Source organism: Alkaliphilus pronyensis (assembly GCF_009017275.1).
GTDB classification, from domain to species: domain Bacteria; phylum Bacillota; class Clostridia; order Peptostreptococcales; family Natronincolaceae; genus Alkaliphilus_C; species Alkaliphilus_C pronyensis.
The window spans coordinates 21,812-47,740 of the sequence record NZ_WBZC01000023.1 but is presented as its reverse complement, the minus strand read 5'-3'; the positions used below and the strand labels follow the sequence as shown (position 1 = coordinate 47,740).

25 protein-coding genes are annotated in these 25,929 nt (G+C 34.3%); 23 read left to right on the top strand and 2 right to left on the bottom strand.

Annotated features, from left to right (window positions below; translation table 11 throughout):
• Positions 1–14 precede the first annotated feature (14 nt).
• The 12 genes from def (at position 15) to F8154_RS15055 (ending at position 11,128) form a co-directional block, all read left to right on the top strand.
• Positions 15–461 (top strand): peptide deformylase, encoded by a 447-nt coding sequence (def, locus tag F8154_RS07255; protein WP_151860950.1) that lies wholly within the window; start codon positions 15–17, stop codon positions 459–461.
• Positions 462–472: 11 nt separating this feature from the next.
• On the top strand, positions 473–1,417 hold the full coding sequence (gene fmt / locus F8154_RS07250) for a methionyl-tRNA formyltransferase (protein ID WP_151860949.1): 945 nt from the start codon (positions 473–475) through the stop codon (positions 1,415–1,417).
• 88 nt (positions 1,418–1,505) lie between these two features.
• Positions 1,506–2,174, top strand: coding sequence for a DUF116 domain-containing protein (locus F8154_RS07245; protein WP_243141201.1), 669 nt, complete (start codon positions 1,506–1,508; stop codon positions 2,172–2,174).
• 5 nt (positions 2,175–2,179) lie between these two features.
• Positions 2,180–2,878 (top strand): zinc metallopeptidase, encoded by a 699-nt coding sequence (locus F8154_RS07240; RefSeq protein WP_151860948.1) that lies wholly within the window; start codon positions 2,180–2,182, stop codon positions 2,876–2,878.
• A gap of 58 nt (positions 2,879–2,936) precedes the next feature.
• The gene (gene rsmB / locus F8154_RS07235) at positions 2,937–4,274 is read left to right on the top strand and encodes a 16S rRNA (cytosine(967)-C(5))-methyltransferase RsmB (RefSeq protein ID WP_151860947.1); all 1,338 of its coding nucleotides are present in this window, start codon (positions 2,937–2,939) and stop codon (positions 4,272–4,274) included.
• 141 nt (positions 4,275–4,415) lie between these two features.
• Entirely contained in the window at positions 4,416–5,456 is a 1,041-nt protein-coding gene (gene rlmN, locus F8154_RS07230; protein ID WP_151860946.1) for a 23S rRNA (adenine(2503)-C(2))-methyltransferase RlmN, read from the top strand.
• Between the two features lie 96 nt (positions 5,457–5,552).
• On the top strand, positions 5,553–6,299 hold the full coding sequence (locus F8154_RS07225; protein WP_151860945.1) for a Stp1/IreP family PP2C-type Ser/Thr phosphatase: 747 nt from the start codon (positions 5,553–5,555) through the stop codon (positions 6,297–6,299).
• 8 nt (positions 6,300–6,307) lie between these two features.
• Positions 6,308–8,305 (top strand): Stk1 family PASTA domain-containing Ser/Thr kinase, encoded by a 1,998-nt coding sequence (gene pknB / locus F8154_RS07220; RefSeq protein ID WP_151860944.1) that lies wholly within the window; start codon positions 6,308–6,310, stop codon positions 8,303–8,305.
• A gap of 31 nt (positions 8,306–8,336) precedes the next feature.
• On the top strand, positions 8,337–9,215 hold the full coding sequence (rsgA, locus tag F8154_RS07215; protein ID WP_151860943.1) for a ribosome small subunit-dependent GTPase A: 879 nt from the start codon (positions 8,337–8,339) through the stop codon (positions 9,213–9,215).
• Positions 9,216–9,218: 3 nt separating this feature from the next.
• Positions 9,219–9,875 (top strand): ribulose-phosphate 3-epimerase, encoded by a 657-nt coding sequence (gene rpe / locus F8154_RS07210; RefSeq protein WP_151860942.1) that lies wholly within the window; start codon positions 9,219–9,221, stop codon positions 9,873–9,875.
• Position 9,876: 1 nt separating this feature from the next.
• Positions 9,877–10,509 carry a thiamine diphosphokinase gene (locus F8154_RS07205; protein ID WP_192930192.1) on the top strand — a complete coding sequence of 211 codons (633 nt, stop codon included), beginning with the start codon at positions 9,877–9,879 and terminating at the stop codon, positions 10,507–10,509.
• A gap of 457 nt (positions 10,510–10,966) precedes the next feature.
• Positions 10,967–11,128 (top strand): hypothetical protein, encoded by a 162-nt coding sequence (locus F8154_RS15055; protein WP_192930191.1) that lies wholly within the window; start codon positions 10,967–10,969, stop codon positions 11,126–11,128.
• Between the two features lie 57 nt (positions 11,129–11,185).
• Here the strand turns inward: F8154_RS15055 and rpmB are convergent, their stop codons facing one another.
• Positions 11,186–11,377, bottom strand: coding sequence for a 50S ribosomal protein L28 (gene rpmB / locus F8154_RS07200; protein WP_151860940.1), 192 nt, complete (start codon positions 11,375–11,377; stop codon positions 11,186–11,188).
• Positions 11,378–12,010: 633 nt separating this feature from the next.
• Between rpmB and F8154_RS07195 the strand changes: the two genes are divergently transcribed.
• From F8154_RS07195 to F8154_RS07170, 6 genes are all read left to right on the top strand, one after another.
• Positions 12,011–12,367, top strand: a complete 357-nt coding sequence (locus F8154_RS07195; RefSeq protein WP_151860939.1) for an Asp23/Gls24 family envelope stress response protein — start codon at positions 12,011–12,013, stop codon at positions 12,365–12,367.
• Between the two features lie 20 nt (positions 12,368–12,387).
• The gene (locus F8154_RS07190; protein WP_192930197.1) at positions 12,388–14,094 is read left to right on the top strand and encodes a DAK2 domain-containing protein; all 1,707 of its coding nucleotides are present in this window, start codon (positions 12,388–12,390) and stop codon (positions 14,092–14,094) included.
• Between the two features lie 72 nt (positions 14,095–14,166).
• Positions 14,167–16,230, top strand: a complete 2,064-nt coding sequence (recG, locus tag F8154_RS07185) for an ATP-dependent DNA helicase RecG (RefSeq protein ID WP_151860937.1) — start codon at positions 14,167–14,169, stop codon at positions 16,228–16,230.
• A 125-nt stretch (positions 16,231–16,355) separates the two neighbouring features.
• A complete protein-coding gene (gene rsmD, locus F8154_RS07180; protein WP_151860936.1) occupies positions 16,356–16,916 on the top strand; it encodes a 16S rRNA (guanine(966)-N(2))-methyltransferase RsmD in 561 nt (186 codons plus the stop codon).
• Positions 16,917–17,390, top strand: a complete 474-nt coding sequence (gene coaD / locus F8154_RS07175; RefSeq protein WP_151860935.1) for a pantetheine-phosphate adenylyltransferase — start codon at positions 16,917–16,919, stop codon at positions 17,388–17,390.
• A gap of 22 nt (positions 17,391–17,412) precedes the next feature.
• The gene (locus tag F8154_RS07170; RefSeq protein ID WP_151860934.1) at positions 17,413–17,859 is read left to right on the top strand and encodes an ATP synthase subunit B family protein; all 447 of its coding nucleotides are present in this window, start codon (positions 17,413–17,415) and stop codon (positions 17,857–17,859) included.
• A gap of 171 nt (positions 17,860–18,030) precedes the next feature.
• Here the strand turns inward: F8154_RS07170 and ylbJ are convergent, their stop codons facing one another.
• A complete protein-coding gene (gene ylbJ, locus F8154_RS07165) occupies positions 18,031–19,218 on the bottom strand; it encodes a sporulation integral membrane protein YlbJ (protein ID WP_243141200.1) in 1,188 nt (395 codons plus the stop codon).
• A gap of 336 nt (positions 19,219–19,554) precedes the next feature.
• On the opposite strand from ylbJ, the gene F8154_RS07160 reads away from it, so the two are divergent.
• The 5 genes from F8154_RS07160 (at position 19,555) to F8154_RS07140 (ending at position 25,478) form a co-directional block, all read left to right on the top strand.
• Positions 19,555–20,280: a FadR/GntR family transcriptional regulator gene (locus tag F8154_RS07160; RefSeq protein ID WP_151860932.1), complete on the top strand. Its 726-nt coding sequence runs from the start codon at positions 19,555–19,557 to the stop codon at positions 20,278–20,280.
• A 300-nt stretch (positions 20,281–20,580) separates the two neighbouring features.
• Positions 20,581–21,942 (top strand): GntP family permease, encoded by a 1,362-nt coding sequence (locus tag F8154_RS07155; protein ID WP_151860931.1) that lies wholly within the window; start codon positions 20,581–20,583, stop codon positions 21,940–21,942.
• A 99-nt stretch (positions 21,943–22,041) separates the two neighbouring features.
• Complete coding sequence (locus tag F8154_RS07150) at positions 22,042–23,220, top strand: aconitase family protein (protein WP_151860930.1); 1,179 nt, start codon at positions 22,042–22,044, stop codon at positions 23,218–23,220.
• Between the two features lie 46 nt (positions 23,221–23,266).
• On the top strand, positions 23,267–24,313 hold the full coding sequence (locus F8154_RS07145) for a threonine aldolase family protein (protein ID WP_151860929.1): 1,047 nt from the start codon (positions 23,267–23,269) through the stop codon (positions 24,311–24,313).
• 13 nt (positions 24,314–24,326) lie between these two features.
• Positions 24,327–25,478, top strand: a complete 1,152-nt coding sequence (locus F8154_RS07140) for a pyridoxal-phosphate-dependent aminotransferase family protein (RefSeq protein ID WP_151860928.1) — start codon at positions 24,327–24,329, stop codon at positions 25,476–25,478.
• The last annotated feature ends 451 nt before the right edge of the window (positions 25,479–25,929 follow it).

Genomic DNA, 25,929 nt, shown 5'->3' with positions numbered 1-25,929 from the left:
ATAGGAGGTTAGCAATGGCAATTCGTATAATAAGACAAGATGATGACCCAGTTTTACGAAAGAAGGCTAAGAGAGTTGAAAAAATAGATGACAGAATACATTTGCTTCTTGATGATATGGCAGAAACTATGTACCATGCTGACGGAGTAGGATTAGCGGCTCCACAGGTTGGTATCCTTAAGGCATTAATAGTAATAGATATAGGTGATGGATTAATTGAACTGATAAACCCAGAGGTAATTGAAGAGGATGGGGAGCAATGTGATAATGAGGGCTGCTTAAGCTTACCAGGCAAATCTGGTAAAGTAATTCGTCCAGATAGAGTAAAGGTTAAAGGATTAGATCGTAATAGTAAAGAGATAATAATAGAAGGTAGTGGGTTGCTGGCTAGGGCAATTTGCCATGAGATTGATCATCTCAATGGAATTTTATTTATTGATAGAGTTATTGATGAGGAGTAAGGGGTGATATAATGAAAATAATCTTTATGGGGACACCAGATTTTGCAGTACCATGCTTGGAGGCTTTAATAGATGAAAAGCATGAAATAGTAGCTGTTTTTACACAGCCAGATAAACCAAAGGGTAGAGGAAAAAAAATCGTAACTCCCCCTGTGAAGGATGTTGCTATTAGAGAGGGAATTACTGTTTATCAACCCAGTAATCTAAAGGCTGATGATACCTTAGAAACTATTAGAGCTTTAAAGCCCGACTTAATTGTAGTGGTGGCCTATGGGCATATACTAACTAAGGATATTCTGGAGGTACCACCCTTCGGATCCATCAATGTACATGCTTCCTTGCTTCCAAAATATCGTGGAGCAGCTCCAATAAATTGGGTTATAATAAATGGGGAAAGTAAGACAGGAGTAACAACTATGTATATGGATGTAGGTTTAGATACAGGTGATATGATATTAAAGGAAGAAACTTTAATTGGAGCAGATGAGACAGCAGGAGAATTACACAATAGACTTTCGGGCTTAGGTGCAGATTTATTAACTAAAACAATTGACTTAATAGAGGTAGGCGGAATAGAAAGGGAGCCTCAAAATCATGAAGAAGCAACCTATGCACCAATAATGGGCAAGGAATTAGGTAGAATAGATTGGTCTCAAGATGCCAAGCAAATTAAAAACCTTATTAGAGGTACAATTCCATGGCCAGGTGCCTATACAACCTATGAAAATAAGGTTATGAAGATATTTAGTAGTAGAATAGAAGAAACAGATATAAACTATACAGCAGGAGAGATAGTAGAGGTTACAAAGGACGAGATTTATGTTGGTACTTCTAAAAACCTACTTGTGATTCAAGAGATTCAGTTTAGTGGTGGTAAGAGGATGCTTGTTAAGGATTACTTGGTGGGAAATAACATTGAAAAGGGTAATAAACTTGGAGAAAACAAAGATTGTTAAAAAAGAAAAACTTAAAAGGCTTAAGCCATTATTAAAAATCCTTTTTTCCATGCTCTTTATATCTATATTAATAATTACACTTATTAGTATGATTTCATATAAGCAAAGCATAATTTATGCGAGATATGTTATTATTATTTTAATAACAGCCTTTACTTTAATTGCTATACTTATAATTTTAACCTTAATTACTGTTAAACAACTGTGGTATAATAAGTACATACCATTTTACTCAAAGGGTATAATTAAATTAAGCTTAAACTTTTTTTACCCAATAATGATAGCAATAGGTAAAGTTATTAATGTTAAAAAGGACGATATTAGAAGAATTTACGCTGAGCTTAATAATAGGTTAATATTAGTAGATGCCTATAATGTGGATGGTGAGGATATGTTAATTATAACACCCCATTGTCTTCAAAAATCCTTTTGTCCCTACAAAATCACACATAATATATATAATTGTAAGAGGTGTGGTAAATGTGATGTAGATAAGCTTATAAGCTTAAAGGACAAATATAACATTCACTTTAGAATTGCTACAGGGGGAACATTGGCAAGAAAAATAATTAAGGATGTTAATCCAAAGGTTATTATCGCTATAGCCTGTGAAAGGGACTTAATTAGTGGCTTACAGGATGTTAAGAGTATTCCTGTAGTAGCAATAATTAATAGTAGACCTGAAGGACCCTGTATGAATACGAATGTTAGCATTGATGAAGTAGAAAAGGCTATTAAACATTTTATAAAGGAGTGATTAAAATGTACCCATATGGATTTGGTTACGGATTATTTGATAGTTCATTTGTAGTATTAATACCTGCTATAATATTTGCAATGTACGCTCAAAGCAAAGTTAAGTCAACCTTTCATAAATATTTGAGGGTATCTACCCGAAAGGGATATACAGGCTATGATGTTGCAAGACAGATTTTAGATACAAATGGTTTGAGGGATGTTCCAGTGGAGCTAGTAGCAGGCCACTTAAGTGATCATTATGATCCTAGAAAAAGAATTATTAGACTGTCAAGGGAAGTGTATCAAGGAAGCTCTATAGCCTCCGTAAGTGTAGCGGCCCATGAGGTAGGCCATGCTCTACAGCATGCTAATGGATATGTACCACTATCAATTAGAAACTCAATTTACCCAATTGCAAGCTTTGGTTCATCTGCTGCTTGGCTATTTGTTATTGCAGGCTTTCTTATTTCACCACCTTTACTAGATGTAGGTATTTTACTATATACAGCAGCGGTGCTGTTTCAAGTAGCTACCCTACCTGTAGAGTTTAATGCCAGCAGTCGAGCAATGAAGCTATTAGATGCCAATGGATTTATAACAAGAGATGAAATAAATGGGTCTCAAAAGGTTTTAAAGGCAGCAGCACTAACATATGTGGCTGCTATGGCTACAGCTATAGCACAGTTATTAAGATTACTGATTCTACGGGGTAGAAGAAGGTAGCAAAGGCAAATTATGCCTTTGCTTTTTAATATTTGATACACCAGTAGGAGGAAGCTGTATGAATGCAAGAGAAGGAGCATTAAGAGTTCTATATGAGATAGAAGTAGATAAAGGCTATTCAAACATAGCATTAGGTAAAGAAATAAAAAGAAATAATTATAACTCCAGAGATAGAGGCTTTTTAACAGAGCTGGTCTATGGAGTATTAGAAAATTTGATAAGGCTTGATTATGTAATTAGTCAGTTTTCAAGAATCAAAATAAAAAAAATTGATACCTATACATTAATTTTATTACGTATTTCCACCTACCAAATTTTATTTCTGGATAAAATACCACCATCAGCAGCTGTAAATGAATCGGTAAATCTTTCAAAGAAATATTGCAAAGACTCCTCAGGCTTTATAAATGGAGTACTTAGAAGCATGCTAAGGGGAAAAGAAGAAATAAAGCTACCTAATAAGAAAAAGGATTTCATAGGATATTTATCAGTAACCTACTCCCATCCAAAGTGGATGGTGGAAGAGTTCCTAAAGTCCTTTTCAGCTGAGTTTACAGAAGCTTTATTGAAGGCAAACAATGAAAAGCCTGACCTAAATGTAAGGGTAAATACTTTAAAAACATCGGTTGATGATGCTGTTTTAAGTTTGCGAAATAGTGGTTTTCAAGTTGAAAAAAATCAATTTATTGAAGAATCCCTAAGCATTAAAGGAGATAGTAATCTATTTGAATTAGAAGCACTAAAAAGTGGTGATATTTATATTCAAGATTTTGGCTCGATGCTAGTAGGCAGAATCGTTGAACCAAAAGAAAATGATTTGGTTATAGATATATGTAGTGCCCCAGGAGGCAAAACCACCCATATGGCACAGCTTATGAATAATAAAGGCACCATAATTGCTAGGGATGTATACGATCATAAGCTAGAATTAATCAATAAAAATGCTAAAAGGTTAGGAGTAAAGATTATAAATACAGAAAAATTCAATGGTAAGGATATAGATAAAGGCTTGTTAAGTAAAGCCGATAAGGTATTGGTTGATGCACCCTGTTCAGGGCTTGGTATAATCCGTAGAAAGCCTGAAATAAAATACCGAAAGCAACAGGATGACTTTAAGCATATAACTTTGCTACAGCTTAATATATTAAAAAATGCAGCCTTATATGTTAAGCCTGGTGGGGCTTTAGTTTATAGCACCTGTTCAATTGACCCAAGAGAGAATATTGGAGTAGCTGAAAAATTTTTAAAGGAATCACCTGATTATCAATTGGTTAACTTAGGTGAGGATTACAAAAGCTTAATTCCAGGTGATAGGTTAGCAGCAACTATACAGCTTTATCCTAATATCCACAAAACTGATGGGTTTTTTATAGCAAAATTTATAAAGAAAACTTAGTTCAGATGGTGTTTTAACTCCAACTGAACTCTAGTTGCCCTTATTTCGAAGCTTGGCGGCACTTATCTCCCGCTTAAGAAGCGGGAGTGTTAGTAACGCCGCTGAGATAAAGAAAACTAGTACTGCTTAGGAGGATTAAGGTTGGAAAAAACAGATTTATTAAGTCTAACAGATGAAGAGTTAGTAGACTTTACTAAGGAATTGGGAGAGCCTAAGTTTAGAGGAGAGCAAATTTTCCAATGGATACACAAAGGAATTAAAAGCTTTGATGATATGTCGAATTTATCAAAGACCTTAAGAGAGGACTTAAAGAGTAAAGCCTTTATAACTTCCTTAAAAATTGAAAAAAAGCTTGTCTCAAAAATAGATGGAACTACAAAATATTTGTTCCTATTGGATGATAGTAATATTATTGAAGGGGTTTTAATGAAGTACAAGCATGGATTAACTGCCTGTATATCAACACAAGTGGGCTGTAGTATGGGCTGTAGCTTTTGTGCCTCAACTGAGGGAGGATTAGTTAGAAACCTTACAGCAGGTGAAATAATTGATCAAATCCATGCTATAAACAATGATATAGGTCAAAGAGTATCTAATATCGTACTAATGGGCAGCGGCGAGCCCCTCCATAACTTTAAAGAGGTTGTATCCTTTTTAAGAATTGCTAACAGCAAAAAAGGCTTAAACATTGGCAATAGGCATATTACACTATCCACCTGTGGGCTTGTTACAGAAATTAAAAGGCTTGCAGACCTTAGAATACCTATTAATTTAGCTATTTCTCTACATGCTCCAACTAACCAATTAAGACAAAAAATTATGCCCATAGCAAGAAAATATTCTATAGAGGAATTAATTGATGGCTGTCATTATTATTTATCAAAAAATAATAGAAGAATAACATTTGAGTATTCATTAATAAAAGGAGTAAATGACTTAGAAATCCACGCAAACCAGCTTGTAATGTTATTAAAAGGTTTATTATGTCATGTTAACCTAATACCTGTTAATCCAGTGGAAAAAGCTGCATTTGAAAAATCTAAGGATGAATCTATTAAAAGATTTGCTAGTATATTAAAGAATAATGGTATAGAGGCAACAGTTAGAAGAGAGATGGGCTCAGACATAATGGCTGCATGTGGGCAGCTACGAAATAGCCACATAGATAAGCAAAAAAACTGAAGGTTCAAGACCCCTTAAAAAGGTCTAAACATTAGAAAAGGGATTTTTTTATCTATGTAGAATATTTAATAGTATGTAAGAGGAGGGGTTTATGCTATGAACTATGGGGTTATTACTGACATAGGTAAAGTTCGTGATATTAATGAAGATAATTACTGCATTATTGACGAAAAGATTAAACTATTTATGGTTGCTGACGGTATGGGTGGACATAATGGAGGAGAGGTAGCAAGTCAAATAGCCATTGATACCATAAAGGAACATATATTAAAATACCTAGAGGATGAGAATGAGGATGAATCAATAAAAGGAATTATGTTTGAAGCCTTTAATCGTGCTAATAAAGAAATATATAAAAGAGGTATGGAGGATACTGAGTGCGATGGTATGGGAACAACTGCCACTTTAGCCCTATATGCCAATAATAAAATGTATTTAGGTCATATAGGAGATAGTAGAGGCTACTTAATTAGGGGTGGTGCTATAGGTCAAATAACACAGGATCATTCACTAGTAGCCGAGCTTTTAAGAAAAGGAAGTATATCAGAAAGGGAAGCCATGAAGCACCCTCAAAAAAACATTATTACTAAAGCTTTAGGTACTAATGAAGAAGCAAAGGCTGATATATTTAAGCTTGACTTTAATAATGGGGATGTACTCGTATTATGTACTGATGGTTTAAGTAATTTTGTTGATAAATACGAGATTGAAAAAACAGTTTTAGAAAATGATGATTGTCAGAAATCCTGTTTACAGCTGGTAGAACTAGCTAACCAACGGGGGGGATATGACAATATTACAATAATTATTATAAAAAATAATAAAAGTCAACTAGATGGGTAGGTGAGAAGATGATAGGTAAAATTTTAGGTAACAGATATGAGATCGTAGAAAAAATAGGCGGAGGCGGAATGGCTGTCGTTTATAGGGCTAAATGTAATTTACTAAATAGATATGTAGCTGTTAAAATATTACGTTCTGAATTCGCAAGTGATAAGGATATACTAGATAAGTTTAGGAGAGAATCACAAGCTGCTGCCAGCTTATCTCACCCCAATATAGTTAATATATATGATGTCGGTGAAGATGAGGGTATTTATTACATTGTTATGGAATACGTTGCAGGCAAAACCTTAAAGGAGGTTATAAAGGAAAGAGCCCCCCTTACCCTTAATGAGATAATTGACTATGGAAAGCAAATAGCCTATGCACTTAAACATGCCCATAATAACCATATAGTCCATAGGGATATAAAACCCCATAATATCTTAATTACTTCAGATAATAGAGCTAAGGTAACGGATTTTGGAATTGCTCTTGCTGCCACATCTTCTACAATTACCAACGCAGGAAGTGTTATTGGGTCTGTCCATTACTTTTCTCCTGAGCAAGCAAGGGGTGGATACACAGATGAAAAATCAGATTTGTACTCACTTGGGATTGTAATGTATGAGATGGCCACTGGTAAGGTTCCATTTGAAGGTGACAGTCCAATAACAGTTGCTTTAAAGCAAATACAAGAACAGCCTTTAGACCCATCAAAGCTAAATGTAGATATTAATGATGGATTGGAAAAAACAATTCAAAAACTGATGCAAAAGGAGCAATCTGCTAGATTCCAAAATACTCAAGAACTAATTGATGAGTTGAAGCAGCTGAAAAATGAGCCTACATCCAGGTACTTCTCAAGTAGAGCAAGCGAGGTTGACTCTCCAACTCAAGTAATACCAAAGGTTACGGAAGAAGCATATGGAAAATCATCTATTGATATGTCTAATAAAGAAGATAAATTCAATAAAAGGTATAGAAAGAATAAGGAGGACAAAAGAGTAAATAAATGGGTTGTTGCAGGGGCAATAGTAGCAGCCTTAATTGCCGCCCTCCTGTTTACCTTCGGATTTTTTTATGGTGGAGACTGGTTTGGTACTCCTGATGTGACAGTGCCTAATTTAATTGGTGAAGATATTGACGAAGCAAGAAGAATTATGGAAGAATATGAGGTTGAATTAATTGTTCAAGAAAAAAACGATCCAGAGGTTCCCTTAGATATTATAATTGATCAAAACCCAGTGGAGGGAAGAACCATTAAAAAAGGTGGACAAATTAGGGTGTTAGTAAGTCTTGGCAGTAGATTAGTAAAGGTCCCAGAGCTTGAAAATAAAAATTCTATGGACGCTAAGTACATTCTTCGAGATGCTTCCTTAGTGGAGGGAGAAGTTAAAGAAGAAAACCATGAGAGCTTACCTATAGGTATTATTATTAGACAAAATCCACGGGCTGGACTTGAAGTACCACAAGGGTCTACTGTTGATTATGTAGTAAGCTTAGGACCAAAGATTCAAACAGTATTAATGCCCAACCTAGTTGGATCAGATATTGAAACCGGTAAGGCAACCATAGAGCAATTGGGGCTTACTGTTGGTGATATTAAAGAAGAGAACAGTGAAGAATATCCTAAGGATGAGATAATTAAGCAAAGCATACCAGAAACAACCGAAGTTGAAGAAGGAACAGTAGTAGATTTAGTGGTTAGCTTAGGTCCAGAAGGTGAAAACATAGAAAGCAATGAAGAGGAAAACCAAGAGGAAGAAAACGCAGAAGAAACTTCTGCTCCATTGGTGGATAAATATATAAATATTGATCTAAATGAGTACACAGGAAATGTTGATGTTGTAATATATCAAATTAGCAGCAGTGGTAGACAGGTGGTATTTAATAAAAGACACAATGTTAACACAGAGGGTACAAGTATTCGTGCCTTAGTACAAGCAAAGGAAGGCTCTGGAAGTCACGTGTTTGAGATTTATGTTAATAACGAGTTCCATTCTGAAACTCAAACGGTGTTTTAAATGATAAATAGCTGGTTAAGGGAGGTTTTTCATGAAAGAGGGAAGAATCATAAAGGGTATTGGTGGCTTCTACTATGTAGATGATAGTATAAATATTTATGAGTGTAAGGCAAGGGGAATTCTGCGTAAAAACAATGAAACTCCAATGGTGGGAGATAAAGTACATTTTTCAATACTTAATCAAGAAGAAAAACTAGGTATGGTTGAAGAAATATTACAGAGAAAAAATGAGCTAATTAGACCTCCAGTTGTAAATGTAGATCAAGCAGTTGTTGTTTTTGCCATAACCCAACCAGAACCCAATCTCTCTTTACTGAATAGATTTTTAGTTCTCGCTGAAGGTCAAATGCTAGATATTATTATTTGCTTTAACAAAATTGATCTTCAGCAACAGAAGGATTACATGTGGATGGTTGATATATACGAAAAGGCTGGCTACAAAGTTTTACTAGCCACAAAGGAAAATAGTGATGGTATTGAAAAGCTAAAGAGGGCTTTATGTGGAAAGGTATCAGTTTTTGCTGGCCCTTCAGGGGTTGGAAAGTCTACTCTGCTTAATCAAGTACAATCAAATATACATTTGCAAACTGGTGGCTTAAGTACAAAAAATGAAAGGGGTAAGCATACAACCCGACATGTTGAGTTAATTCCGTTAAATCAACGGGGCTGGGTAGTTGATACCCCAGGCTTTAGCTCGTTAAAGATTGATTTTACTGAAGAAGCAGAGCTTCAATATTGTTTTCCAGAGCTACGTAGCTTAGCAGGTAATTGTAGGTTTTCTTCTTGTCTACATGAAAACGAACCAAGCTGTTCTGTAAAAAAGGCAGTAGAAGATAATTTAATTGCTAAGGAACGATATGAAAGCTATCTGCAATTATTAGAAGAAATAAGATCAAACAGGAGGTACTAAACTATGATAAAAATCGCACCCTCAATTCTGTCTGCAGATTTCTCAAAGCTTATAGATGATGTAAACACTGTAGAAGCAGCAGGATGTCATATGCTACATATTGATGTAATGGATGGACATTTTGTACCTAATATAACAATAGGGCCTTTAGTGGTAAATAGCTTAAAGGACAAAACTAAGCTTCCATTTGATGTCCATTTAATGATAGAAAACCCCGATAAATATATTCCAGATTTTATAAAGGCCGGTGCCGATATAATATCTGTTCATAGTGAAGCCTGTATTCACCTTCATAGAACAATTCAACTTATAAAACAGCATGGAATAAAGGCCTGTGTAGCATTAAACCCTGCCACTCCATTAAATGTGCTTGATTATGTGTTAGCAGACCTTGATATGGTACTAATTATGACTGTAAACCCTGGTTTTGGAGGACAAAAGCTTATTGAAGCTACACTCCCTAAAATTAAAAAACTAAGCACAATGATAAAGGATAAAGGGTTAGACATAGATATTCAAGTAGATGGAGGTATTAGCCCTGATAATATTAATCTAGTTACTTCTGCTGGTGCAAATGTTATAGTGGCTGGAAGTGCTATTTTTAACAGCCCTAATATACCTTATACTGTTGAGCTTATGAAAAGGAATGGAACTGTATAAAATGAAGGTTTTAATAATAGCTAATGGTCATATAAGCAGCATGGATTTTTTAGAGAGTCAAATAAAACAGCATTCATATATTATATGTGCAGATGGAGCAGCAAAATATTTAGTAAGCCTTCATAAAAGGCCTAATCTACTATTGGGGGATTTTGATTCTATATCAAAAAAAGATATGAATTGGATGCTTAATGAAGGAGTAAAGGTTGAAAGATACTCCACAAGAAAGGATAAAACAGATACTGATATTGCACTAGATTATGCTATAGCTCTGAATCCACAATTAATAACCATTGTTGGATGTATGGGTTCTAGGTGGGATCACAGCTTAGGCAACCTAATGCTACTTAATAGGCTGCTTGAGATGGGCATAAAAGGGGCTCTAATGGATGAAAAAAATATTGCTACAATTACAAACAGTGAGCTTGAAGTTGAAGCTACAGATGCAAATGTATCAATTATTCCATTATCCAGCTGTGTAAAGGGAGTAACCCTAGAGGGTATGGAATATCCACTAAATAATTATGATATTAGTAGAGGTAGCTCTATTGGCATTAGTAATAGACTATTAAGTAAAAAAGGAAAAATAACTGTTAAGGATGGAGTTTTGCTGGTGATTATATCATGGGAATAGGGAGCTAGTAGAATTAAAAGTTAAAAGTGAAAAATTAAAAATGGAAAACAGGAAGACATAGTTAAAAGTTAAAAGTGAAAAATTAAAAACTACAAAAGCAAGTAATAAGGAATAGGGAATAGGGAATAGGGAATAGGGAATAAGGAATAAGTAATAAGTAATAGGGAAAAGGGAATAAGGAATAAATAATAGGGAATAAGGAGCTAATTAAAGATAAAGAGTTAAGAGTTAAAAATTAAGAGTGAAGAGTGAAGAGTTAAGAGTTAAGAGTCAAAAATTAAGAGTGAAGAGTTAAGAGTTAAGAGTTAAAAACATAAAAGAAATGTTGAATGTTGAATGAAAAGACAAAAGAAAACCCAATAGCAAATTTAAAAAATAAAACTGCATAAAAAAACTGTAGCAGTTTTATTTTTTTGTGCATAGTATAATATGAGAACCTATTTAAGAAGGTGATTATATGTACAAAAAAAGAAGGCATTTTTCATTGTGGAATTTTATGGGTTTAGTATGCTGTGGTATAGGTGTTGTGATTTTTGTTTACTTAATACCCTTTAAAGCATGGATATTCTTGCTTGGCTGTGGTTTAATTATTTTGGGAATAATAATATTTCAAATTTAAGAAAATATAAAAAGCCTACCTGAAGGTGGCTTTTATATCATTTGTGGCAAATTTTAATTATAAAGCTCTTTCAACTTTTCCTGTACGTAAACATCTTGTACATACGCTAACTCTTTTTGGAGTACCGTTAATAATAGCTCTGACTCTTCTTAAATTAGGAGACCAGGTTCTTTTTGAATGACGGTTTGAGTGACTTACTTGGTTTCCGAAAACCTTTCCTTTACCACATACATCACATACTTTTGCCATGATAACACCTCCTTCAATCAAGGGCAACTTAAAAACATTATTATATTATCACATTGGTACTATTTTTGCAATAAATATATATTTTTTATTCTTAAACATTATATAATAATAGGATTTTTTACATTAATTCGCATGTTATTCGCTTTTTAGTTGAAGATTTTTATTAATTCATATACAATATTGATATATAAAAATTATGAGTATGGGCAAAAACAATTAGTAATTAGTAATGAGCAATGAGTAATGAGTAATGAGTAATGAGTAATGAAAAGATTTAAAAAAAATGGAAAGTTGGAAAGTTGGAAACTACAAAAGCAAGTAATAAGGAATAGGTAATAAGGAATAGGGAATAAGTGAAAAACCATAAAAAGAAAGTTAAAAGTGAAAAGTGAAAAGTGAAAAGTGAAAAATTAAAAATTAAGAGTGAAGAGTTAAAACATAATGATAAAAGATTAAGTTGAAAATTGAAAATTAAATGAAAAAGGTAAATGATAAACTAAAAGACATAATTAAAAATTAAAAATTACAAATCATAATTAAGAGTTAAGAGTTTAAAATTAAAATTTAAATAAAACAATAAAACAGTTAGGGTTTTAGCTTTATGACTATAACAATATTAAGGAGGATTAGCTTATGCCTGGAAAGTTGACTAATAAATTAGGTACTATCATTATTGATGACCAAGTTCTAGCCTCAATTGCAGGAGCATCTGCCATGGAATGCTATGGTTTAGTAGGTATGGCAGCTAAATCTGCTACTGGAGGACTAGTTGAATTACTTATGCGGGAACATTCTAGTAAGGGTGTAAAGGTACATACGTACGATGATACAATTGTTGTCGACTTATTTGTAATTGTAGAGTTTGGTACAAGGATTTCTGTTGTTGCAAATAACATTATAGAAAAAGTAAAATATAATATTGAACACTTAACAGGAATGAATGTTAAAAAAGTAAACATAAACGTTCAAGGTGTTCGAATAGAAAAGTAGCTAAGGAGGTACTAGGCTTGATAATAGAATATATAGATGACCAACGGCTAAGAGATATGATCATTGAAGGGGCCAATTCGCTAGAAAAAAACAAGCAGATTATAAATTCCCTCAATGTGTTCCCTGTACCAGATGGTGATACAGGTACAAATATGTCATTAACAATTCAATCTGCTGTAAAAGAGGTTAAAAAATGCACATCAACATCAATAGAAGACATAGCTAATGCATTAGCCAATGGCTCTTTAATGGGAGCAAGAGGTAATTCAGGAGTTATTTTATCTCAGTTATTTAGAGGCTTTGCAAAAGGAATTAAAGGTAAGAAAAGGCTTTCTACAGTAGATTTAGCAAAAGCTTTAAAATCAGGATCTGACACTGCCTATAAAGCAGTAATGAAACCAGTTGAAGGTACAATCTTAACTGTAGCTCGAGAAAGCGCTGAAAAAGCAATAGAGATTGCAAAAGAAGAAAAGAATATAGTGATTTTTTTAGAAAAGGTTATACAACAGTCAGAAGATGCATTAAGTCGAACACCTGAAATGTTAAAGGTCTTAAAGGATGCAGGAGTTGTTGATTCTGGTGGAAAAGGACTAGTATACATATATATTGGCGCTTTAGGAGCATTAACAGGTAATATAACTAAAACCGATGATTATGAAGTTGTTAAAGCAACTGTAGAGCATGAAATTGAAGACATAGATAATATTAAGTTTTCATACTGTACTGAGTTTATTATTAACTCTAGGAATGCTAATATAGATGCTTTAAAGGATACCTTTACACCGTATGGTGACTCTTTACTTGTTGTTGGAAATGAAAACCTTGTAAAGGTACATATACATACAAATAACCCAGGAGAGGTTATGGAGAAATCCTTAAAGGTAGGTTATTTATCAGATATTAAAATTGACAATATGAAGCTTCAGTATAGACAGGATAATGAAGAAGCTTTAAAGAGTGTACCTAAGATAAAGAAAAAACATGGTATGGTAACAGTTACTATGGGGGATGGCTTAACTAAAATTTTCAAAGATTTTGGAGTGGACCATGTTATCGAAGGCGGTCAAACAATGAACCCCAGTACAGAAGATTTTGTTAAGGCATTAGATGAGATAGAGGCAGAAACTATTTTTATATTGCCTAATAATAGCAATATTATAATGGCAGCCAATCAAGCAAAATCAATTTCATCAAAAAACATTATTGTAATACCTACCAAGACTGTACCTCAAGGTATAGCAGCATTATTATCATTTAATATGGAATTATCCGATAAAGATAATGAAGAGGAAATGAATGAAGCAATTAAGCATGTTACTACGGGTCAAATTACCTATGCTGTTCGTGATACAAACTATAATGATGTAGAAATATCTACGGGGGATATTTTAGGTATTGGTAACAGTGAAATTAAATCTGTAGGTAAGAATAAGAGAGAAGTTTCCCTTGCACTACTAGATAAGCTTGTAACAGATGAACATGAAATGATAACAGTATTTTACGGTAAAGAAATAGGTGAGGATGAAGCTAATTCTTTAGTAGAGGAATTAGAGTCTACTTACCCCAATTGCGATATTGAAGTATACTATGGAGGTCAGCCTTTATATTATTATATATTTTCTATTGAGCAAAAAAATTATTATATAAAGTTTTATATAGATTTCATGTACTTAAACTCGGCAACGGGGCGTATAGGGAAAAGCCAGACTCTTGCAGCCTTTCTCTAAATCACCTTAGGGTGCCGAGTTTTTAAAGTAACAAAGAGAAAGTAGATTCATTGAAGTTCATGGGGTGATCATATGGATATACTGAAGCAAAACATACAGTTTTTAAAGGGCGTAGGACCTAAAACTGCAGAACGGTTAATTAAGTTAAATATAAGTACTCCTTTAGATCTATTATATCACTTTCCTAGAGATTATGATGATCGTAGAAGGATCAAGAAGATTAATCAGCTTGTTGCTGGAGATAAGGTTACTATAATCGGGGAAATAATTGGACAGGGACGTTTAATAAAAAACAGAAGAAGATTAACGGTATTACAGTTTGCATTAAAGGATGATACTGGAAGAATATTTATAACCTTTTTTAATATGCCATATCTAAGAAATCAATTAAAAGCAGGAAGCAAAATAATGGTGAATGGTGAAGCTAAAAGGGGTTTAAATGGTTTTGAGATGATTAATCCTACCTATTCACAAATTGATACCGATGAAGATGTGAAGATAAATAGAATTGTGCCTATTTATCCTGCTACAGAAGGGCTAAAGCAAAACCAGCTTTTAGCAATGCAAAGCTATGTTTTAGAATTATCTTCAAATAATATTGAAGATCATATACCTGAGGAGTTAAGAAAAAAAAATAGACTTTGCAATCTTGACTTCGCTTTAAAGCATATTCATTTTCCCTTAAATGAAAAGCAATTAAAGGTTTCTAAATATAGGCTTGTATTTGATGAGTTCTTTTTATTACAATTGGGATTAGCAGGTATAAAGAAAAACATTGCTAGATTTAAAAATGGAATACCTTTAAAAAAGAAGGGATACCTACAGCTTTTGGATGCTTTACCATTTAAGCTTACCTCTTCACAAATGAGAACCTTAAATGAAATACTAGAGGATATACAAAGGCCTACGCCTATGAATCGACTTGTGCAAGGTGATGTAGGCTCAGGAAAAACTATTATAGCAATATTAGCTTTATACATTTGTGTATTAAATGGTTATCAAGGTGTAATGATGGCCCCCACAGAGATATTAGCTGAACAGCATTATCAATCATTAACACAGCTACTCAGTCAATTCAATATAAGGGTTGGTCTACTGATTGGAAGCTTAACAAAGCAACAAAAAACTACTCTGCTAAAGGATATTGCCAACGGGAGTGTTGATATAGTAGTAGGCACCCATGCAATTATTCAAGAGGCTGTAGATTTTAAGCAATTAGCTTTAGCTATAACCGACGAACAGCATAGATTTGGAGTTAGACAAAGGACTGCCTTAGTAAATAAAGGGGTTGATCCACATCTTTTAGTAATGACAGCTACACCAATACCCCGTACACTAGCACTAATATTATATGGAGATTTAGATATATCAATTATTGATGAATTACCCCCCGGCAGAAAAGATATAAAAACTGTTGAAATAAAAGAAGATAAAAAGGGAAGGGCCTATGACTTTGTAAAAAAACAGCTTGATGAAGGTCGACAAGCATACATCGTATGTCCATTGGTTGAAGAATCCGAAGCAATAGAGGCCCACTCAGCAACCGAAACTGCTGAAGAGTTGAAAAATACTGTTTTTACAAATTATAGGGTTGGACTTCTTCATGGAAAAATGAAGGCTAGGGAAAAAGAGGCTGTTATGACTTCCTTTAAAAATGGTGAAATAGATATACTAGTTTCGACTACAGTTATAGAGGTGGGTGTAAATGTTCCAAATGCAACTATAATGCTTATAGAAAACTCAGAAAGATATGGGTTAGCACAGCTACACCAGTTAAGGGGACGAGTTGGAAGAGGATCACACCAATCCTATTGCATATTAGTACATGACTGTAAAAGTGAAATAGCAAAGGAAAGGGTTAAAATAATGGTTGAAACCAACAATGGATTTGTGATTTCAGAGAAGGATTTAGCCCTTAGAGGCCCAGGGGAATTCTTTGGTATTCGACAGCACGGTCTTCCAGAGCTAAAAATTGCAGATATCTTTAAGCACGTAAAAATTTTAAAAGCTGTAGAAAAACAAGTGGCAGAATTACTTAGAGAAGACCCAGACCTAACATTAGAAAAATATCCAATTTTAAAGAAGGCTCTTGAAGAAAAGTTTGAGCAATTCTATGAAGAAGTTGGATTCAGTTAATAGTTGAAAATAAGAGTGTATAAATATTTTATGGGTAGAAAACCTATATGTATAAAAAAATTTTGTTAACAATAGAATACTATGTTAAAATAATAATTAATTACCAAAGAATAGGGAGGTATAATATGCGTATTATTGCAGGAATGGCAAAGGGACATACATTAAAGCCCCCTAAAGGTATAGATATTAGACCAACGTCAGACCGAGTAAAGGAAAGCATTTTTAATATTCTTCAATATAATATAAATGACAGCATCATTATAGATTTATATGCAGGAACAGGGAATCTTGGTATTGAGGCCTTATCAAGGGGTGCACAAAAGTGCTATTTTGTTGATCAAGACTCTAACAGTATTGAAATAATAAAAGAAAATCTAAAAAAAACAAAGCTATCAGAAGGTGCAGAAATAATTAAGTCTGACAGTAAAGCCGCCATCAACGGTTTTAAGACAAAAAATATAATGGCAGATTTAATTTTCATGGATCCCCCATATGATAAAGGGCTAATTATCCCAACTTTAGAAGCCATAGGATTCAACAATGTATTAAACAAGGAAGGAATTATAATAATAGAGCATGATAAAAACGATTCTCCTCCAGAAGCTGTTAGCAATTTAGTAAAGTTCCGTAGTAAAAGCTTTGGAAATACATGTGTTTCTTTTTATCAATTGAGGGAGGAAGTATAAATGAAAATTGGAATTTATCCAGGAAGCTTTGATCCAATAACAAATGGGCATTTAGATATTATAGAAAGGGCTTCAAAAATATGTGACAAGGTTATTGTTGCAGTGTTAGAAAATCCAAGTAAAAATCCGATGTTTATAATAGAGGAACGTGTTACATTGATTAAGGAAGTAATTAAGTCCTTCGAAAATGTAGAAGTAGATAGCTTTTCAGGGCTGTTAATTGATTATGCAGCTAAAAAAAGCGCCAACGTTATTGTTAAAGGACTTAGGGCTGTATCAGATTTTGAATATGAGTTTCAAATGGCTCTAATGAATAGAAAGCTATCTCCTGAATTAGAAACTATTTTCCTAATGACCAGTAGTCAAAATTCATATCTTAGCTCTAGTGTAGTTAAGGAAGTGGCACGTTTTGGAGGCTGCATTGAAGGATTAGTGCCTCAACCAATAGTAAAGGCAATACTTAAAAAGCTATAGAATAATAGTAAGGGGGATTATTGTGAGGGTATTAAAGCTTATAGAAGAATTAGAGGATATAATTGAAAATGGCTCTTCCATACCTTTTGCCAATAAAGTAATGGTAGATCGTAATGATGCGCTTGAAATAATAAAAGAAATTAGAATACATTTACCTGATGAGATTAAACAGGCTCAATGGATTAAGGAGGAGCGTCAAAAAATACTTATAGAGGCACAGCAGGAGGCAGATTTAATATTAGAGGAAGCCAATAAGCATATAAGGGAAATGGTGGAAGAAGATGAAATAACTAAAAAAGCTCAAAAACAGGCGGAAGACATAGTAAAGCAAGCCCAAAGTAGTGCAAAGGAAATGCGAATTGGAGCAAGAGAATATGTGGACCAGCTTTTAGGCTTAACAGAGGAAAAACTATTAGAGGTTATAGGAACCATTAAGGAAAATCGTAGTGAAATTAAGGAAATGAAATAGTTTTTTTTCAAAAAATACAACAACCATTAAGAGGGGGAGGAAACTTAATGGTTGTCTCTATCAAATATCATATTATTAACTTTATAGCTTAATATTAATGCATATAAGTTAACAACATATTAATATCAAGTTAAAAAAATAATACTTTTTTGTAACGTAAATAAACCTATATTAACCTTTATGTAGGCATCCTTTAATATATTGATAAAGGGATACAAACAATGAAATAACTAGTAAAAACAATACTATTCCTATGAAAAGCTCAATGGAAATTTTAAAGCTTTCAAAAATTCTGTAGGGTAAAAATAAATCTTCATTGTAAACAAAAACTGGCTTAATGGGGTTAACTAGCCTATTAAAAACAGGAAATAGTAGATACACAAATACTAAAGAAAAAATACCCTGAATAAGCTTAGAAAAAATATATATACCTGTTTTAAAGTCAGTTGAGGTTAAAATACTAATTGCTTGAGCATGTATAGAGAAACCACTCCAGGCAATTGCAAATGAAGCAATAGCTATTTTAGAAACCGTGTATACAGAGCCAGCCTCGGCAACCTCTTTACAGCCAATTGTTATTTCAAAGATACTAATTATTAACCCTTTTATTAATGAGTAATTAAAGTCAAAAGGCTTAAATAAAAAAAGTAGAATTTCAGTGACAAAATGTATAAACCCTATTAATTCCAAAATGTTAATAATTACAGAAAACATAATTATAAAGCCACCTACCATAAGCATTGTATTAACAGATTCTTTAACTGCTTTACCAAGCAATACACCTAGGGAGGGACTTTTTTTTCTAGCTTTTTTAAGCTCACTAAAGGCAGAAAGAAGATAGTTTTTATTAGATTTTATTATATTTCTTTTAGTGCTTTTGTAGAAGCTAAATAAAACACCTACAGATATAGCACCTAAATAGTGACATATAGCTAAAAACCAGCCTATCTCAGGGGACTTAAACATACCTACACCTACTGCTCCCATAATAAACAAAGGACCAGAGGTGCTAGAAAATGCAGCCAACCTCTGGGCTTCAATAGATGTTAAAATCTTGTCATCTCGAAGCTTGCTGACGATTTTGGCACCTACTGGATAGCCAGAGGTAATACTCATGGCAAAGGCAAAGGAGCCTTCCCCAGGTACATTAAAAAGGGGACGCATTAGTGGTTCTAATAATATCCCAATAAATTTAACTACTCCAAGCCCAATAAGTAGCTCTGCTCCAATAAAGAAGGGCAAAAGAGCAGGAAGAACAACTGTAAACCAAGTCATTAAGCCTACATATGCTGCATTTACAGACTCTTTTGGGTAAATAACTATTAATACTACCAATAGCAAAACTACAAATATACTCAAGTAATTAGATATAAAACTAAAAAAAATCCTACGAAGGCTATTAGAAAAAAAGAGGATAAGACATAATATTAAAGAAAGGAATACAAAAAAAGAAAGCATAAGACTCCTCCAAAGCATTGTTTTTAGATATGGCTTAGCCTACCCTTTATTATATATATTTAAGGAAAAGTGCTTATATTCATATGAAAGTGATATTAACATAATTTTGCTTTAACCTACATACTTAGATTATTTAAAAAAAATTACGTTAATTTCTTGACAAAATATGAGGAATAATGTAAATTAAATATATGACTACTTGTTGGACAAGTAGTCAGATTGAAAGGTCGTGCCAAAATGAAGTTTGAGCCCGTAAAAACAAAAAAAATATATATAGAAATAGTTAATCAAATTAATAAGATGATTGAAAATGGTGAACTTAAGCCTGGTGATAAACTACCTGGAGAGTTGCATCTGGCGAAAACCTTTAACACAAGCCGTTCATCCTTAAGGGAGGCACTTAGTGCACTTGAAATTCTCGGCGTAATCGATCGCCGCAGAGGTGATGGTCATTATATAAAAGACAATATAGACAGCTCCAAATTTACACATGCTTTAGAGGAGTTAAATAATGAGATAGGGGCCTTTGAAATACTGGAGGCACGTAAGGCAATTGAGCCTAGCATAGTCCGCTTAGCAGCAGAGAAAAGAATTCCTGAGCATATAAGAAAATTAGAAGAACTAGTATCAGAAATGCCTAAAGCACTGGAGGCAGGATGGTGGAGAAAAGTAAACACAGAATTTCATTTAACAATAGCAAGGGCTGCTGATAATCCTGTATTATACGAAACCATGAGATATATTGCTGAAACCATGAGAAATTTTGTATTATGGAAGCATATAGAAGATGTAACAACCTTAGATAGTGACGAGGCAAAAACAACAGAGTTTAAATACTATCAGGACCATGTACGTTTGGTGGAGGCAATTAAAAATGGTAAAAAGGATATTGCAGAAATGATTATGATGGATCATATAGAAGTTACAAAACAGGATTTCATTGATAAGGGTAAAATTGATTAACAGAATATAAAGTAATTATTTTATTAATAATTACTTTTTATTTAAAAGGTGCATGTCTGACAAATAGACAAGCATACATTAGGTTTCCTGAAAACAACTTAATATATTAATAATAATGAATTCCATCCTATTCAATTACTTAATAACCACGAGGAAAACGTTTGTATTAACTAAAAGCCTACAATTAGGATGGAAAGCATATGCCTAACACTTCAGTAAACACTACATTGGCTCAGGGGGGTGTAGAAACAGTAGCAAAACTTTAAGATTTCATATTAAATTTACAGGGAGGTTATTTAATTGGTATCTAGTAATGTATTAGTAACGTTAATGGATTTCTTAGGAATAATTATTTTACTGCTTCTTTTGATTGCAAAGTACAAGTGGCATGTGTTTTACGCAATGCTTATTCCTCTAATCTTGTTCTCTGTACTGCCAGGTGTAAGTATACCTGATTTCATTGATGCTTTTGAAAAAGGATTTGGCAAAACATTGGGAAGTATAGGTGTCATTGTTGTTCTTGGTTCTATTATGGCTGAAGCATTAAAGCATACTGGTGCAATAGAAACCATAACCAAATCAATGATTAAGCTTGTTGGGGAAAAGAGAATGCCGTTGGCATTAACACTTTCAGGCTTTGTATTAGGGATTGCTGTTTTTTCAGATATTGCATATGTTATACTTAATCCGTTAGTCCATTCTGCAGCAGCAGCATCTGGTGTTTCAATGGCTACAATGTCTGCTGGACTGGTTGGAGCACTTCAGCTAACACACGCACTTGTTCCTCCAACACCAGGACCATTAGCAGCTGCAGCACTTATCGGGGCTGATGTGGGTCTGATTATTATTTACGGTGGTGTAGTATGTTTTACAGGGTCTCTTGCAGCATGGATATGGGGTCAGTATATAGTTGGTCCTAGAATTGTGGCACCACCTGCTGAAGAATTTTTAACTAGTTCTCTTTTAAACAAAGATCCAAATAAAGCAAGTGGAGAGGCTCCAAATACAATTAATTCCTATGCACCAATTGTTATTCCTATTGTTTTAATTGCTACTGCAAGTGTTGTGAAATTTGCTTTCCCTGAAGATCACGGTATTCAATCAATCTTTGAATTTTTAGGATGGCCTGTGGTTGCACTGGCAATAGGTGATTGGCTATCCTACAGAAACATTACGTCTAAAGACCATAAAGAAGCTGCTAAAAACAAATGGGTGGAAGATGGTCTAAGAACTTCAGCTATGATTCTTGTAGTAACAGGGTTAGGTGGATCACTTAGTACAATCATTAGAGGAACACCTACAGTTGATGCAATCGCTGATTGGATTACAACAACTGGAGTATCGCCAATTATCCTTCCATTTTTAATTGGGGTAATCGGGAATATGATCACTGGATCTACTACAGTGGGAGTAATTACAGCAGGTGCAATTGTTGCTCCAATGCTTAGTCAACTTGGACTTACACCTGAAGCTGCCATGCTGGCTGGAGCATCAGGTTCTGTAATCATTAAATATGTAAACAGTAGTTATTTCTGGGTTGTAACAACCTTATCAAAAATGGAAATACGTAATGCTTTAATTACCTATGGTGGTGCTACCTTCTTTGGAGGATTGGTATCCTTCCTGACAACCTGGGCGCTATGGGCTGCAGGTCTAATATAAGCCACAGCACTTAGGTATAATAATTGATAAAGATTATTTTTATGAGGGGGAGGACTTTATAGCTCCTCCCTCTCAAATTATTATGAAAGTAGGGATGAGATGGTTAATGATCACAAACTGCTTTCTAAACTATTTAAAGAGAATGAAGTTTATGAGGGCAAAGAAATTAAGCTTAAGGTGGATTATGCATTGGCCCATGACGGTTCCATGCCAAAAATCATAAAAGAGTATGAAGATCAAAGGCTAGACAGAACATTACCCTTTGGTCACTTAATGCATGTTACTTTTGATCACTGCTTTCCAGCAGCTACAAAAGAACAACGTAATATGCATTTTGCTATTGAAGGCTTTTGTACAAACCATAAAATTAATATATATAATAATGGAGAAGGGATTCTTCATCAGGTTATTGCAGACAAATTCGGTGAACAGCTATCTGACAAGGTTATAGTAGGGGTTGATGGTCATGTAAGCACCTCGGCAGGTCTTGGAGCAATTCCTTTTTCCATATCCCCTTCAGAAATGATAGATGTATTGGTAAAAGGATATTTCACCTTTAAAGCTCCGTCAGTTCTTTATGTTGAGCTTCAAGGAAAAACAAAGGAAAACAAGGGCAAGGACATTGCACTGGAAATACTTGGAGCATTTAAGCTGAATGGACTTAAGGATAAAGCTGTAATTATTACAGGCGAGGGAATTGATGGACTTTCAGTCAGTCAAAATATGACAATTACTAATATACTTGGAGAAGCTAGTGTTAGAACAACCTATTACTCCAATGATACAGAACTCTTACAGCATCAAATAAAGCCAGATCTAGTCATAGATATAAGTAAGGTGGAATCCCTTATTGCTCTGCCTGGCTCACCAGATAATGTGGAAAAGATCAGTAATGTTAGTATAGAAAAGATTACTGAGGTATTCATAGGTGGTTGTACAAATGGACGCTTAGAGGACATCAAAGAAGTTGTCACCATTCTTGAGGGAAAACTTATCAACAGAAATGTAAGTCTTTTTGTTTGTCCTGCTTCTAAGAATATTGCAAATGAAATGGATAAATTAGGCTACAGTAGTATAATCAGAAATAGTGGAGGTGTCGTTTTAAGTCCAGGATGTGGAGCCTGTTCAGGAATACATCAGGGTGTACTTGGCGATGAAGATATTGCAATATCCACAACCGTAAGGAACACCTATGGACGCATGGGATCAAAGAAGGCTAAGATATACCTAGCATCACCAAAAGTTGCTACTTTTGCTGCAATTCGTGGTAAAATATAGATATAAAATAGAAGAGATAGATAATGTGGTAGAAGGAGGGATTTAAATGAATAGGATACTTGATATACGAAGTGATACAGTTACACAACCCACTGATGAAATGAGAAAAGCCATGGCAGAAGCAATTGTAGGCGACGATATTATGGGTGAAGATCCGACGGTTAAACGTCTTGAAAAGCTAGCGTGTGAAATTTTCGGGAAAGAAGCAGCTGTTTTTGTCACTTCTGGAACAATGGCAAATCAGATTGCTGTAATGGTGTATTCAAAGCTAGGGGATGAAGTTATTGTTGGTAGTCAATCCCATATTCTCAATCTTGAGGTTGGTGCATTGGCAGCCATCTGTGGGGTCCAAGCTAGAAGCATTGAGGTTGTTGATGGACACTATGATGCTGAAGTCATTGAAAATGCCATTTTAGGTAAAGGAATCCAATCCACTGATACTGGTCTGATTTGTTTGGAAAACACATATAACCTTAATAGAGGCTTAATTGTAACTACTGAAAATATGAAAGAGATTAAGATGATAGGTGCAAAACATAAAATTCCTGTATATTTGGATGGAGCAAGAATTCTGAATGCAGCGGTTGCTGAGGGAAAAGATGTAAAAGAATTTACAAAGCATGTGGATGCTCTTCAAGTATGCTTGACTAAGGGACTTGCTGCACCCTTCGGATCACTGCTCTTAGGAGATAAAGAGTTCATTAGTAAAGCAAGAAAAATGAAACAAAGACTAGGAGGTGGAATGAGACAAGCTGGAATAATGGCAGCAGCAGGAGTCGTGGCTCTTGAAAATATGGTGTCTCGATTAGATGAGGATCACAAAAGAGCTAAGACCTTAGCCCATAGGCTGGTAAAAATTCATGAAGGTATTTTAGAGATTACTGAAGTGCAGACAAACATCGTGTCCTTGAATTTAGGGTTTTTATCAATAGACGGAAAAACCATTCAAGAAGAATTTCTTAAACAAGGAATTAAGGTGAAAAAAATCGGGGACAAAAGCTATCGAATGATCATTCATTATCAGATAAAGGATGAAGACATTGATTATATTGCCGATGTTACTGAGGAGATCATTCAAAGATACAAAAAATAAGGAGTGAACAGGAATGAAAGAAAAAAGATGCATGCTTTTACCCGGCCCTGTTTATACACCAGAGCGTATTCGTAATGCTATGTCCAAACAGATGGTTGAACGGAGAGGCGAAGATATTAAACAGCTGTCTAAGGAACTTATTCGTGACTTAAAAAAAGTGTTTAAAACAGAGAGGGATGTATTGTTTTTTGTTGCTTCAGGAACTGGAGGAATGGAGTTGGCGCTGGTGAATACTCTATCTCCAGGTGATAAGGTTTTAGCTTTAAGCTGCGGAAACTTTGGTGACCGATTTGCAGACATAGCAGTAGCAATGGGCTTGAATGTAGTGGTGGAGCGTTTTCCATCAGGCAAGCCAGTGGATATTGATTGTGTAAGAAAAATTCTTCAAAAGGATGAAGAAAAAGATATTAAAGCGGTTTTAATTACCCATAACGAAACCTCCACTGGAGTTGTTAATGATTTAGAGGCAATAAGTCAATTAACTAGAGAGCATGGTGCGTTGTCTTTGGTGGATGCTGTAAGCTCACTGGGCTGCGTGGATATCCGAACCGATGAATGGGGTCTGGATGTGGTGGTTTCAGCTTCACAAAAAGGCTTGATGTCGGCACCGGGTATCGCTATGGTAAGCATAAGCCCTAAAGCATGGGAAGCGGTTGAAAAATCCCGATATCCTAAATATTATTGGGATATAAGACGATTTAAGAAGTTCAATGAAGAGAAGAGTTTAACTCCTTATACACCTGCAATGACAGCTATGTATGGATTGAAAGAGGCACTGAATATGGTATTGGAAGAAGGCTATGAAAATGTACTAGAAAGACATCGATTGATAACCAAAGCTTTAAGAGCTGGGCTAGAGGCAATCGGATTGGAGCTATTGGTGGATGAAGCCTATGCTTCTCCTTCTGTTACTGCAGTCAAATTTCCAGAAACCATTGATAGCACTGCTTGGAGAAAGGCACTTCGAAATAAATATTGGGTATCTACTGCGGGAGGTCTGGGGGATTTGATAGACACAACCTTCAGAATCGGACACATGGGATATATAGGAAGAGAAGACATTATTACAGGACTTTCAGGAATTGAGCTATCCTTAAGAGAGTATGGCTTCCCAGTTGAGATAGGAACAGGAGTTGCTGCTGCGCAGAAGGTTTTTGCAGAGTAGCAATATTAACTGATGATAAAAATATTAGTTAAATAGTCGACTTTTTTGTTTTTATAATTAATTTTAATTGAAAGCTATAAATAAATATAATCCTAATGTAAGGTGATAATATACTCCACTTAACATTAGGATTATTCATTTTTTTCTCATCTTCTTCTCATTAATAATTTTTTAAAATTAGTCTTTTGCATTTAACATTCAATTGTCAATTTTCAATTTTGAATATTGCTTTAAAGATTTTAAGGTTTTTAACTCTTAACTCTTAACTCTTCACTCTTAATTATTAATTTTTAATTATGTCTTTTAGTTTTTCATTTGCCTTTTTCATTTAATTTTCAATTTTCAATTTTCAATTTTCAATTTCTTTTATGTTTTTAACTCTTAACTCTTAACTCTTAACTCTTAACTTTTCATTTCTGATCTTGTTTTATGGTTTTGATTCTTTACTTAC